Below are 12308 nucleotides of genomic sequence, written 5' to 3' on the forward strand. Positions count from 1 at the left end.
CTAAAAGTAACTGATATGGTGGAGGAATTCGAATGAAAAAGAAAATTGCAGAATATGAAGTTGGTGAACAAGTCGATGTTTTCTTGTTAATTAAAACAGCGACAAAAGGTCTAGCAAGCAATGGAAAGCCGTTTTTAACAGTAATCTTACAAGATCCAAGTGGAGATATTGAAGCGAAGCTATGGGACGTATCACCAGAAGTTGAGAAACAATATGTAGCGGAAACAATCGTTAAAGTAGCTGGTGACATTCTAAACTACAAAGGCCGTATTCAATTACGTGTGAAACAAATCCGAGTTGCGAATGAAAATGAAGTAACGGACATCTCAGACTTCGTAGAAAAAGCGCCAGTGAAAAAAGAAGATATGGTCGAGAAGATTACGCAATACATATTTGAAATGAGAAATCCAAATATTCAACGTCTAACAAGACATTTATTAAATAAGCATCAAAATGAATTTTTAGAATATCCAGCAGCGACAAAGAATCATCACGAATTCGTATCTGGATTAGCTTATCACGTCGTATCGATGCTTGATTTAGCGAAAGCTATCTCAAATCTATACCCATCTTTAGATAAAGACTTACTATATGCGGGTGTTATTTTACACGACCTTGGTAAAGTAATCGAATTATCTGGCCCAATTTCTACAACATACACGTTAGAAGGAAATTTATTAGGCCACATTTCTATTATGGTGAACGAAATTGGTAAAGCCGCAGATGAGCTGAACATCGATGCAGAAGAAGTATTAATTCTTCAACACATCGTCCTTTCTCACCACGGAAAAGCAGAATGGGGTAGCCCAAAACCACCGTTAGTAAAAGAAGCAGAAATTCTGCACTACATCGATAACTTAGATGCAAAAATGAATATGATGGACCGCGCATTAGGACGCACAAAACCAGGCGAATATACTGAGCGTGTCTTTGCACTTGATAATCGTTCGTTCTATAAACCGACGTTCCATAATTAATAATGTGAATCAAATGGCCTCATTAAGTGTTAATACGCTTAGTGGGGCTGTTGTATAATGATAATAAAGTTATTGAATTTTGATTATTAAAAGCTAAGAGCCTTACTACATTCTACGTAGCAAGGCTCTTTAAAGTTGTTTCAAATTACATCCATCTGTTCGTTCAAGTGTAACTATTCGCAATTGTTTGATATTATACAGGTGAATAGAAAGATACATTAAAATTTAGTTTCGTAGTTGTAAAAGGAGGTTATTTATATTATTCTCTTATAATTTTCCAAAAAGGAGAGTTTATGAAAAAGATTATTGTTTTTGTATTAACGATATTTATATTATTCTCAGGATTTGCAACACAAAGTTATGCGTTGTCAGATTCGCAATCTGCGGCAATACAAGCGTTGCTAGATGATGCCTGTCGTATATCAGGTGTGCCGGGAATGTCAATCTCAATACTTGCTGATGATGAAGTGTTCTACTTTTCTTCAGGTTATGCAGACCGTGAAAAGGGATTGTCTGCAAGTGAAAATACACTCTATGAGTTAGCCTCGGTCAGTAAAGCTTTTACCGGTATGGGTATTATGCTATTGGAAGAGCAAGGGCTGCTTTCAATGACTGACCCTGTCCAAAAATATTTACCTTGGTTTACATTAAAGTATCAAGGGAAACCTGTTGATATGCAAAGTCTTACACTAAATAACTTTCTTCACCATACCAGTGGTCTAACAAATATTAGGCATCTTCAAAATATTCCACAAGGCAATACACCGGATATGTTGCAAAAGACTGTGGAAATGCTCGTTGATGCTGAATTGGCGTTCCCTCCCGGTGAACAGTATAACTATGGAACCGTTAATTATGACGTATTGGGTTTGGTTATTGAGGTTGTGTCGCGACAAAGCTATGAAGACTTTATGAAGGAACAGGTATTTCAGCCGTTAGGTCTTCACCAGACATATGTTTATAAAGAAGATACTCAAGCCACTGGACAGTTGGCACAGGGCTACCGTTCTTCCTTTTTTATGACAACTCCATTTAAAGCTCCGGATTATGCTGGGAATAAACCCGCAGGCTACATCATTTCTAATACAAAAGATATGGCGCGTTGGATGGGCATACAGATGGGGATCGTGCAGGACATACCCGAAATATTTCACATGGTTATCGAAAAATCACATAGGGGTGATATGTCTGTGTCGGCTGTCAACGGTATGTATTATGCGGCAGGCTGGTCCGTAAACGCCGAACAAACGATTATAGAACACACTGGGGGCAATCCAAATTTCAGAACCGAAGTAGTCATACTGCCAAATGAACGAACAGCCGTCTCCTTGCTGAGCAACGGCGCAAATACCAATACAAACATAGTACTAAAAGTTAAAGATATATTAGAAGGCAATCTAACTCAGTCATATGAAATAAGCGGCACACAGCTTTTGGATATCATTTTGTCGTCTATCACAATTATTCTTTTCCTATTGGCTGTTTTGCTATTTCTCTTAGGATTACGCAGAAGGAAAACGAATAATCAGCAGCCAATGACAAAAAAGAGAATAACCGTAACAGTTATTTTCCTGACCGCTACGATTGCCCTGGGTATACTGTGCTGTGCTTTCGATTGGGAAACACTACTTATTTGGCAAACATGTAGTGTTCTTACAGCTTTGATTTCGTCAACATTATTAACAGCAAGCATTACATGGTTTGTATACACTCACCGATAAAATACCTCGCTCCTAAGATAAGCATAATGTTAAGTCATTAAATTTTAATTTATCGGTATGCTTAATTTGAAAAAAAAAAAGACACTTCGGTGTCTTTTTTAATATCATCGACAAAATTCCCAGCCAAACCTAATTACCATAGATTTCACGAACCTGCTCCGTTCGTGGAATAAGGATTTTTAAACAACTATATTATTTCTGCACAGCTGTTTTTATAGGAAGTACATAAGACTTTATAAAAAATATCTCGAATCTGAGATAAATCACTTGCTTTTTAATCACTTGAGTTGTAAAGTGATAGTAACGAAAGCGATTGAGTCATATGAAAAACATACACCCAGTTGCTTTCGATTAAAAAAAACGAAGTAACTTATTCAGTAAAAACTAAGATGAATTTACAAAAACATAATGAGAATAAATTGAAAAGCTAAGAAGTATATTATTTTTTAATTATCACTTGACTAGTAAAATGAAACGGAGGAATTATCAATGTATGAAATTAAAGGGCATCATCACATTTCAATGGTTACAAAAAATGCGAGTGAGAATAACCATTTTTATAAAAATGTACTTGGTTTACGCCGTGTGAAAATGACAGTAAACCAAGATGATCCGTCCATGTATCACTTATTTTACGGAGATAAAACAGGAAGTCCAGGTACAGAACTATCATTTTTTGAAATTCCTTTAGTAGGAAAAACGTACCGTGGTACGAATGCAATTACGCGAATCGGATTACTCGTTCCGTCAGAGGAAAGTTTACATTACTGGAAAGAACGATTTGAGAAGTTTGGTGTAAAACATACTGAAATAACAACATATGCAAATCGTCCTGCTTTGCAATTTGAGGATGCGGAAGGTCTTCGCCTCGTACTACTCGTTTCAAACGGAGAAAAAGTGGAGCACTGGGAAACGTGGGAGAAATCAGAAGTTCCTGCACAACATCAAATTCAAGGAATGGGTTCAGTGGAAATGACAGTGCGTAGACTTGATAAACTGGCGAGTACATTAACAGATATATTTGGTTATACAGAAGTTAGCCGAAGTGACGAAGAAGCGATTTTCCAGTCTATTAAAGGAGAAGCCTTCGGAGAAATCGTTGTGAAATATTTGGATGGTCCTACTGAAAAGCCGGGCCGTGGTAGCATTCATCATTTAGCAATTCGTGTAAAAAACGATGCAGAGCTAGCTTATTGGGAAGAACAGGTGATACAAAAAGGTTTCCATTCTTCAGGCATTATTGACCGTTTCTACTTTAAAAGCTTATACTTCCGCGAATCAAACGGAATCCTATTTGAAATTGCGACAGATGGACCAGGATTTACAGTTGATGGAGATGTAGAGCATTTAGGAGAAAAACTTGATTTACCGCCGTTCTTAGAAGAAAAGCGAGCAGAAATTGAAGCGGAATTAGCACCTATTGAAGAGAAATAATAGAAGAGAAAATAAAATTTAAAACCACTGGGGGAATATAAAATGAACCAATTAAAAGGAATTCACCACGTTACAGCAATTACAAGTAGTGCAGAAAAGAACTATGAGTTTTTCACTCACGTTTTAGGAATGCGTTTAGTTAAAAAAACAGTAAACCAAGACGATATCCAAACGTACCATTTATTCTTTGCAGATGATAAAGGTAGTGCAGGAACAGATATGACATTCTTTGACTTCCCAGGTATTCCTAAAGGAGTACACGGTACAAATGAAATTTCAAAAACTTCATTCCGCGTTCCAACTGATGTAGCATTAGCGTATTGGGTGAACCGTTTTGACCGTCTTGAAGTGGAGCATATAGGAATTAAAGAGCAATTTGGTAAGAAAACTCTTTCTTTCGTTGATTTTGACGATCAACATTATCAATTAATCTCAGATGAATTAGATAACGGGATAGAATCAGGTACACCGTGGCAAAACGGTCCAGTTCCATTAGAATATGCAATTACTGGCTTAGGACCTGTATTTATCCGCATCGCAAACTTTAGTTTCTTCAAAGAAGTGTTAGAAAAAGTTCTATTATTTAAAGAGATTGCGCAAGAAGGAGAATTCTATTTATTTGAAGTAAACGAAGGCGGAAACGGTGCTTCTGTTATTGTAGAACATAATACGGTTCTTCCTGAAGCACAACAAGGATTTGGTACAGTGCACCATGCTGCATTCCGCGTAGAAAATCGTGCTGTATTAGAAGAATGGATTGAGAGAATCGGTAGCGTTGGCCTTCCGTCATCTGGATATGTAGATCGTCACTTCTTCGAGTCATTATACGCAAGAGTAGCACCGCAAATTTTATTTGAATTTGCAACAGACGGCCCAGGATTTATGGGAGATGAGCCATACGAAACACTTGGCGAAAAATTATCATTACCTCCGTTCCTAGAGCCAAAACGTGAAGAAATTGAAAAATTAGTTCGTCCAATTGATACAGTGAGAAGTACGAAGGAATTTATTAAAGAGTAACAATAGAGATAATAGGTAGGAGAGCAAGTAGTTTTAGCTGAGTGCTGGAACTGCTTGTTTTTTTGTTTTCGCTTTATAAGTATTTTGCTAAAATGAATGTAAAACTGATGGAGGAATAGAATGACGAAAATAAGTGGGTATACTTGTAGGTGCTGCGGTACATATCATGAAGAACTTCCAATAAGTTATGGGTACCAAGCTCCAGCTTATTATTATGATGCTGAACCTGAAGAGCGAGAAGCTAGGTTTGAGATGAGTGATGACTTATGTGTAATGGATGGAGAACATTTTTTCATTCGAGGAATTATTGAAATTCCTATCGTTGGTACAGATGAGCACTTTCTCTGGGGTGTATGGGTTTCGTTGAGTGAGGCGAATTTTGATAAGGTAAATGAATTCTGGGATAAACAAGAACTTTTAGAGCCGATGTTTGGGTGGCTTTCTACAGATTTACCATATGAGTTGGAAACAGTAAATTTAAAAACGATGGTTCATCCGAGAGCCGATGGCATTCGTCCTTATATTGAACTAGAGCCGACAGATCATCCTCTAGCAGTGGAGTTTAGAGAAGGAATAACGATGGAACGGGTACAAGAAATAGTGGAACAACTGTGTGTAAATAACGAGGATGATGAGGAAGAGTGCTGATGTTTGTTCAGTGCTCTTTTTATTATATGGAATAAAATAATTGACTTACTTTAAATGTGTAACTATAACGGTTACAAAGTAACCGTTAGTAATGGCAGTGAGTAATATTTTTTTAGTATAATTGTAACCGTAATGGTTACAATTAAAATTAATCATAAAACAACCAAATAATGTAAAAACTTTAAATAGCAACAAGAGAAAGGAGAAGGGAATATTGAAACGGTTTAAATTTTATTTCATTAGCGGTATTGTGCTCGTTTTGTTAATTGTATGTAACTTCGTTGATAAGCCGATTGCGAAGGTTGGAGAAGTGAAAAATACTGTTATGATGAAGCTGCATACGAAAGAGAGTATGGCGCAGATTGATGGGCAGACGATTTATTTTAAGCAAATTGGTGAGGGGAAACCGCCTTTACTTATGCTGCACGGGTTTGGTGGTTCTTCAGATGGATTTAGTGATATTTATCCAGAACTTGTAAAGGACCATACAATTATTGCGGTTGATATTTTAGGATTTGGACGTTCTTCTAAGCCGGTTGATTTTCAGTATTCGTTTCCTGCGCAAGTGAATTTATATTATAAGTTAATGAAGAAGCTAGGATACGATCAATTCGCAGTACTTGGTCATTCGATGGGCGGAGAGATGTCTCTAAATTTAGCGTATTTATATCCGGATGCAGTAACACATCTCGTTTTGGCAGATTCTACAGGAATTGAGTCTTTCCAGCAAAAAGAAAGTTATGAAGTGCCGCCGCTATCGACAGACTTACAAACTGTAACAGAGATTACGGATTATAATAAAAATGCAGTGAAAAATAGTCGCGATGATAAAGAGCATTATGATCAGCTTACGAAAATGAGGGAGCGCCGCATCGCGATGGAAGCAGACAAAATTAAGGTGCCGACTTTAATTATATGGGGACGTCACGATAAGAGCGTTTCTTGGAAAAATGGTGAACTGTATCATGAGCTATTTGCGAATAGTACGTTCCATATCATTGAAAAAGGATACCACGCGCCGTTTCGTCAGGAACCAATAGAGTTTATGGAATATGTACAAGCGTTCTTCGCAAAGAATCCACAATAAAATTTAAGCATAAATCCACTTCTTTCCTCATACAGTGAAACTAATAAGGCTTGTCTAAGGAAAGGAATGAAGTACAGTGGAAACTTTACCATGGTGGGTGTATCTTGTAATCGTCGGGATCGTATTAAGTGGCTACATGGTTTTATATACTTCGAAAAAAGAGCAAGAGATGGATAATGAGTTTATCGAAAAAGAAGGCGAAGTGTATATGAAGCGTTTAGAAGAAGAGCGAGAGAAGCGGAATCAGGATAGTGATAAAGATTCGGTATTGCTTTAATAGAAATTTTGAAAGGCTACCACCTAGTAGAACTTTACATCTAGGTGGTAGCCTTTTTTCTTTTTGGGAGCATGTATACGAAATTCAGCATGAATCTTTACTGATGGTATTTATATATTTTTTTTCTCATAAGAATGGAACTAGCGTGATATTTACTGGGGGGGATTAACAATGCATAGGGATGAAACATCATTACATCCTGATACGGGTGTTACGTCTGTAATGTTTGTTGAGCGTTCATTAAATGAAATTCGTTTTTGGTCTAGAATCATGAAGGAGCATTCTTTTTTTCTTCGCTTAGGGTTTAGATGCGAGGATACGCAACTAATCGAAGAGGCGAATCAATTTTATCGATTGTTTGAACATATTGAACAAATAGCGCATTCCTATACAAATGAAACAGATCCTGAGCAAATAAAAAGATTTAATGCAGAAGTACAACAAGCCGCAACTAATATTTGGGGATTTAAACGAAAAATTTTAGGATTAATTCTCACATGTAAATTGCCAGGACAAAATAACTTTCCACTTTTGGTTGACCATACAAGTAGGGAAGCTGATTATTTTAGAAAACGTTTAATACAATTAAATGAAGGGAAATTAGATGCTCTTCCTGATGCTATTATTAAAGAAAATGTTTTCTTTTTAAGGATTATGGCAGATCACGCTAAATTTATTGGGCATCTTCTTGATCCATCGGAAAGAAAGCTTGTAGATACAGCACGGAATTTTAGCAATGATTTTGATGAATTGATGTATCAAGCAATTGACTTAGAATCGATGAAGCCACAATCTCAAACGGTTCCTCTTTTAGATCAATTTTTAGATCAAAATCGTGTGTCGGTTACATCTCTTCGGGATTTTAAGAAAACAGCACGTGATTTAATTGAGCAATGTAAAATAAAGAGTATCATTCATCCATTATTAGCAGACCATGTTTTCCGTGAAGCTGATAGATTTCTTGAAATCATTGATATGTTTGATGTTCATCTTACAAATATTCAATCACAACCTAGATATTAGAAGATAAGGAAAGATAATATTTTATTTTCAGCTGAGAAGTTAACGATTTATTGCTAGCTTCTTTTCTTTTTGATGAAAATGTTTAAAAATGAAACTTTACGTTATTCCTTCTGGAGAATGATAAGAAAGGATGGCGTATTTTTATGCTTAATCTAGTCTTAACTAGTATCTGTTCGTTGTATTATTGTTCGGGAAATTATTATAGAAGAAAAATATATGAAATCGACATACCACATAGCTTCATTTTTAGATGTAACGCACAAGTTGCACCACCTACGCAACGACAACTCGCTTTACTCTTCATCAGTTATTTGCCCATACTAGGCATAGAGAGGTGATAAACACAGTATGATTTTTAGTGAACGTTTAAAACAAGAACGAGAAAAACGAAATTGGTCGCAACATGATTTGGCTGAAAAAATTCATGTAAGTAGGCAGTCTGTTTCGAAATGGGAGACGGGAAAGAACTATCCGAGCATTGAAATTATTATTCATTTAAGCGATCTGTTCGGTATTACGATTGATGAACTGCTAAGGAGTGATGAAGAGTTGACGCAAAAAGTAATTGAAGATAGTAAACAGTTAGCATATCCAAAATGGAAGGTGTTTTTCGATAGTCTATTCATGCTAGGAGTATTTTTGTTTCTTACCAAAATCGTTGTATGGATGTTAAATAAGTTTGCCGGAGCGAGCATTACAATTGTAGCGGACGCGCCGTATGTAATGAATTTTTTACCTCTCATATTAATGGTCATAGGTGGTATGGGATCTGATAAGTTGAAGAAAATATGTAGATAGAGGAAATAATTCCCCGCACTAGCTGTTCTTTCTACTCAAATTGTGTACTATAAAGGATAGGATGACATAAAGAAGGGGACATTTAGAATGGAATTTCATGAACAGAAGATTTTGCCGGCAGTGAGGCAAATTAAAGATTTGGAAAAGCTATTACATAGTTCGTATGAGTATATCGTTATTTTAGATATTCATGTCGGTCAATTGAAGAGTGTCGTGTCACTTGCGAAGCAATATTGTAAGAAGGTATTTTTACATGTGGATTTAATTCATGGCTTGCAGAGTGATGGGCATGCGACGGAGTATTTATGCCAAGAGTTTAGACCGTACGGGTTACTTTCGACAAAGGCGAGCGTGATTATGAAGGCGAAGCAAAAGGGTGTCGTCTCCATTCAACGCATCTTTTTAATTGATTCTAGCGCGATGGAAAAGAGCTGTAATTTGCTAGAAAAGACGAAGCCGGATTATATAGAGGTGCTTCCGGGTGCGCTAACGGATGTGATTGCTGAAGTGAAAGAGCGTACTGGTGTCCCGATTTTAGCGGGTGGTTTCATTCGTACTGTGGAAGATGTTGAAAGAGCTTTAAATGCTGGTGCGACAGCAATTACGACATCAAAACGCGAACTATGGAAACATTACCAAAAAAAGTGACGAAAATGTGAAAAAATTCTGTTGACACCGCTTTCACGAAAGGTTAACATTATAGACAAGTTAATAAACGTGACGGAGAAAAGAAGAGATCCACATTTCATTGTTTCTATATAAATTTATATAGAAGCGTGCAAAGCTGTGGGTCTTTTTCTTTTGACAAAAACGAATGGCCATTCATTTTACCTCTATCACATTTGGAAGCGTTTAAATTGATTGTGGAGGGATACTATGTCAGCATTTTTAGGAGAGTTAATAGGGACTGCGTTGTTAATCTTACTTGGTGGCGGCGTTTGTGCTGGTGTAAGTTTAAAGAAGTCGTTTGCGAAAGATTCTGGTTGGATTGTCATTACAATGGGCTGGGGCTTAGCGGTAGCGGTTGCAGCGTATGCGGTTGGATCAATTAGTGGGGCACATTTAAATCCAGCATTAACGATAGGATTAGCATTTAAGGGAGCGTTCCCATGGAGTGACGTACCAGGTTATATCGCAGCACAAATGATTGGGGCAATTATCGGGGCAGTTCTTGTATATTTACATTACTTACCACACTGGAAAGAAACAGAAGATCCAGGAACAAAATTAGGTGTATTTGCAACAGGTCCAGCAATTCCGAACACATTTACAAACCTTTTGAGTGAAATGATTGGAACATTCGTTTTAGTATTTGGTATATTAGCAATTGGAGCAAATAAATTTGCAGATGGTTTAAATCCATTTATCGTAGGTTTCTTAATCGTAAGTATTGGTTTATCATTAGGTGGAACAACAGGATACGCGATTAACCCGGCTCGTGATTTAGGTCCGCGTATCGCACACTTCTTCCTTCCGATTGCAGGAAAAGGCGGTTCAAACTGGAAGTATGCATGGATTCCAGTAGTTGGTCCAATTCTAGGTGGATCACTTGCAGGATTATTCCATCAAGTTGTATTTGAAGGAAAACAAAATGTAGCACTTATTTATGTGATTATTGCAACTGTGATTGTACTAGCAATCTCTTATATGACAAGTAAAAAAAGTGAAAGCAATACAAATAGTAGAAAAGTAGCATAGGGGGAAACCGATATGAAAAAATATATTCTTTCTTTAGACCAAGGGACAACTAGCTCACGCGCAATTCTGTTCAATAAAAAAGGTGAAATTGTTCATTCAGCTCAAAAAGAGTTTACACAACATTTTCCAAAGCCAGGTTGGGTAGAGCATAACGCACAAGAAATTTGGGGATCTATTTTAGCAGTTATCGCAACTTGCTTAAGCGAAGCAGATGTAAAACCAGAACAAATCGCTGGTATCGGTATTACGAATCAACGTGAAACAGCGGTTGTTTGGGATAAAACGACTGGAAAACCAATTTACAACGCAATCGTATGGCAATCTCGTCAAACAGTTGAAATTTGTGACGAGTTAAAAGAAAAAGGTTATAGCGGAACGGTTCGCGAAAAAACAGGTCTTTTAATTGACGCATACTTCTCTGGTACGAAAGTAAAATGGATTTTAGATAACGTTGAAGGTGCAAGAGAAAAAGCAGAAAACGGCGATCTATTATTCGGAACAATTGATACGTGGCTTGTATGGAAACTATCTGGCGGTAAAGCGCACGTAACAGATTACTCAAATGCATCACGTACATTAATGTTTAACATTCACGACTTACAGTGGGATGATGAGCTTCTAGATATGTTAACAGTGCCAAAGAGTATGCTTCCAGAAGTACGTCCATCATCTGAAATTTACGGAGAAACAATTGACTATCACTTCTTCGGTCAAAATGTACCGATTGCAGGTGTAGCTGGTGACCAGCAAGCAGCATTATTTGGACAAGCTTGTTTCGGTGAAGGTATGGCGAAGAACACTTACGGAACTGGTTGCTTCATGTTAATGAACACAGGTGAAAAAGCAGTAGCTTCTGAGCATGGCCTATTAACAACAATTGCATGGGGAATAGATGGTAAAGTAAATTATGCATTAGAAGGAAGTATTTTCGTAGCTGGTTCTGCAATTCAGTGGTTACGTGACGGAATGCGCATGTTTAAAGATGCAAGTGAGAGTGAAGTGTACGCATCACGCGTTGCATCAACTGAAGGTGTATACGTTGTACCAGCATTCGTAGGTTTAGGTACACCGTACTGGGATAGTGAAGTACGCGGCGCTATGTTTGGTGTAACGCGCGGTACGACGAAAGAGCATTTCATTCGTGCAACACTAGAATCTTTAGCTTACCAAACGAAAGATGTATTATGTGCCATGGAAGCAGATTCAGGTATTGAACTGAACACATTACGCGTAGATGGCGGAGCTGTTAAAAATAACTTCTTAATGAAGTTCCAAAGTGATATTTTAGATGTTCCTGTAGAGCGTCCAGTGATCAACGAAACGACAGCTTTAGGCGCAGCGTATTTAGCTGGTCTTGCGGTTGGATATTGGAAAAACCAAGATGAAATTAAAGAACAGTGGCATATGGACAAACGCTTTGAACCAACGATGGAAGCGGAAACAAGCGAAGAGCTATATGCTGGATGGAAAAAAGCAATTGAAGCAACAAAAGCTTTCAAATAATCATAAACAGTGTTATAATGGTGACAAGTTAATAATTCGGTAGGAGATTTGGAGAGACCACAACGCGCTATAGAGGCGAAATCTATAGCGGAGTTTGTGGTCTCTTTTTTCGTTATCAAAGG

General features: G+C 37.4%; 12 protein-coding genes. All 12 read left to right on the forward strand.

Translation table 11 applies throughout. The features are described from left to right. Positions 1–32 precede the first annotated feature (32 nt). The 12 genes from yhaM to glpK all read left to right on the forward strand — a co-directional run bounded on the left by yhaM (position 33) and on the right by glpK (position 12186). On the forward strand, positions 33–977 hold the full coding sequence (yhaM, locus tag PDL00_RS18735; RefSeq protein WP_000726650.1) for a 3'-5' exoribonuclease YhaM: 945 nt from the start codon (positions 33–35) through the stop codon (positions 975–977). Positions 978–1270: 293 nt separating this feature from the next. After that, a complete protein-coding gene (locus tag PDL00_RS18740) occupies positions 1271–2698 on the forward strand; it encodes a serine hydrolase domain-containing protein (RefSeq protein ID WP_270730590.1) in 1428 nt (475 codons plus the stop codon). Between the two features lie 489 nt (positions 2699–3187). Next, entirely contained in the window at positions 3188–4132 is a 945-nt protein-coding gene (locus tag PDL00_RS18745) for a ring-cleaving dioxygenase (RefSeq protein ID WP_270730592.1), read from the forward strand. Between the two features lie 42 nt (positions 4133–4174). Next, on the forward strand, positions 4175–5152 hold the full coding sequence (locus tag PDL00_RS18750) for a ring-cleaving dioxygenase (RefSeq protein ID WP_270730594.1): 978 nt from the start codon (positions 4175–4177) through the stop codon (positions 5150–5152). Positions 5153–5272: 120 nt separating this feature from the next. Next, a complete protein-coding gene (locus tag PDL00_RS18755; RefSeq protein WP_270730596.1) occupies positions 5273–5800 on the forward strand; it encodes a DUF2199 domain-containing protein in 528 nt (175 codons plus the stop codon). 214 nt (positions 5801–6014) lie between these two features. Further along, the gene (locus PDL00_RS18760) at positions 6015–6887 is read left to right on the forward strand and encodes an alpha/beta fold hydrolase (protein ID WP_142315402.1); all 873 of its coding nucleotides are present in this window, start codon (positions 6015–6017) and stop codon (positions 6885–6887) included. A gap of 76 nt (positions 6888–6963) precedes the next feature. Further along, positions 6964–7164 carry a sporulation YhaL family protein gene (locus PDL00_RS18765; RefSeq protein ID WP_000449229.1) on the forward strand — a complete coding sequence of 67 codons (201 nt, stop codon included), beginning with the start codon at positions 6964–6966 and terminating at the stop codon, positions 7162–7164. A 171-nt stretch (positions 7165–7335) separates the two neighbouring features. Beyond that, on the forward strand, positions 7336–8187 hold the full coding sequence (locus tag PDL00_RS18770; protein WP_002087190.1) for a DUF2935 domain-containing protein: 852 nt from the start codon (positions 7336–7338) through the stop codon (positions 8185–8187). 348 nt (positions 8188–8535) lie between these two features. Next, the gene (locus PDL00_RS18775) at positions 8536–8985 is read left to right on the forward strand and encodes a helix-turn-helix domain-containing protein (protein ID WP_270730601.1); all 450 of its coding nucleotides are present in this window, start codon (positions 8536–8538) and stop codon (positions 8983–8985) included. A gap of 87 nt (positions 8986–9072) precedes the next feature. Beyond that, positions 9073–9633 carry a glycerol uptake operon antiterminator GlpP gene (gene glpP, locus PDL00_RS18780; RefSeq protein WP_061678705.1) on the forward strand — a complete coding sequence of 187 codons (561 nt, stop codon included), beginning with the start codon at positions 9073–9075 and terminating at the stop codon, positions 9631–9633. 228 nt (positions 9634–9861) lie between these two features. After that, on the forward strand, positions 9862–10683 hold the full coding sequence (gene glpF / locus PDL00_RS18785; RefSeq protein WP_064473812.1) for a glycerol uptake facilitator protein GlpF: 822 nt from the start codon (positions 9862–9864) through the stop codon (positions 10681–10683). A gap of 12 nt (positions 10684–10695) precedes the next feature. Next, positions 10696–12186 (forward strand): glycerol kinase GlpK, encoded by a 1491-nt coding sequence (gene glpK, locus PDL00_RS18790; RefSeq protein WP_270730605.1) that lies wholly within the window; start codon positions 10696–10698, stop codon positions 12184–12186. Positions 12187–12308 lie beyond the last annotated feature (122 nt).

This window comes from Bacillus cereus group sp. TH152-1LC (genome assembly GCF_027710505.1).
Lineage (GTDB): Bacteria > Bacillota > Bacilli > Bacillales > Bacillaceae_G > Bacillus_A > Bacillus_A mobilis.

Excerpts from the sequence above, each read along its gene's own strand:
- PDL00_RS18745 (WP_270730592.1), top strand. The coding sequence starts at position 3,188 with ATGTATGAAATTAAAGGGCATCATCACATTTCAATGGTTACAAAAAAT.
- PDL00_RS18740 (WP_270730590.1), top strand. The coding sequence starts at position 1,271 with ATGAAAAAGATTATTGTTTTTGTATTAACGATATTTATATTATTCTCA.
- glpF (WP_064473812.1), top strand. The coding sequence starts at position 9,862 with ATGTCAGCATTTTTAGGAGAGTTAATAGGGACTGCGTTGTTAATCTTA.
- PDL00_RS18750 (WP_270730594.1), top strand. The coding sequence starts at position 4,175 with ATGAACCAATTAAAAGGAATTCACCACGTTACAGCAATTACAAGTAGT.
- PDL00_RS18775 (WP_270730601.1), top strand. The coding sequence starts at position 8,536 with ATGATTTTTAGTGAACGTTTAAAACAAGAACGAGAAAAACGAAATTGG.
- glpK (WP_270730605.1), top strand. The coding sequence starts at position 10,696 with ATGAAAAAATATATTCTTTCTTTAGACCAAGGGACAACTAGCTCACGC.
- PDL00_RS18755 (WP_270730596.1), top strand. The coding sequence starts at position 5,273 with ATGACGAAAATAAGTGGGTATACTTGTAGGTGCTGCGGTACATATCAT.
- glpP (WP_061678705.1), top strand. The coding sequence starts at position 9,073 with ATGGAATTTCATGAACAGAAGATTTTGCCGGCAGTGAGGCAAATTAAA.
- yhaM (WP_000726650.1), top strand. The coding sequence starts at position 33 with ATGAAAAAGAAAATTGCAGAATATGAAGTTGGTGAACAAGTCGATGTT.
- PDL00_RS18770 (WP_002087190.1), top strand. The coding sequence starts at position 7,336 with ATGCATAGGGATGAAACATCATTACATCCTGATACGGGTGTTACGTCT.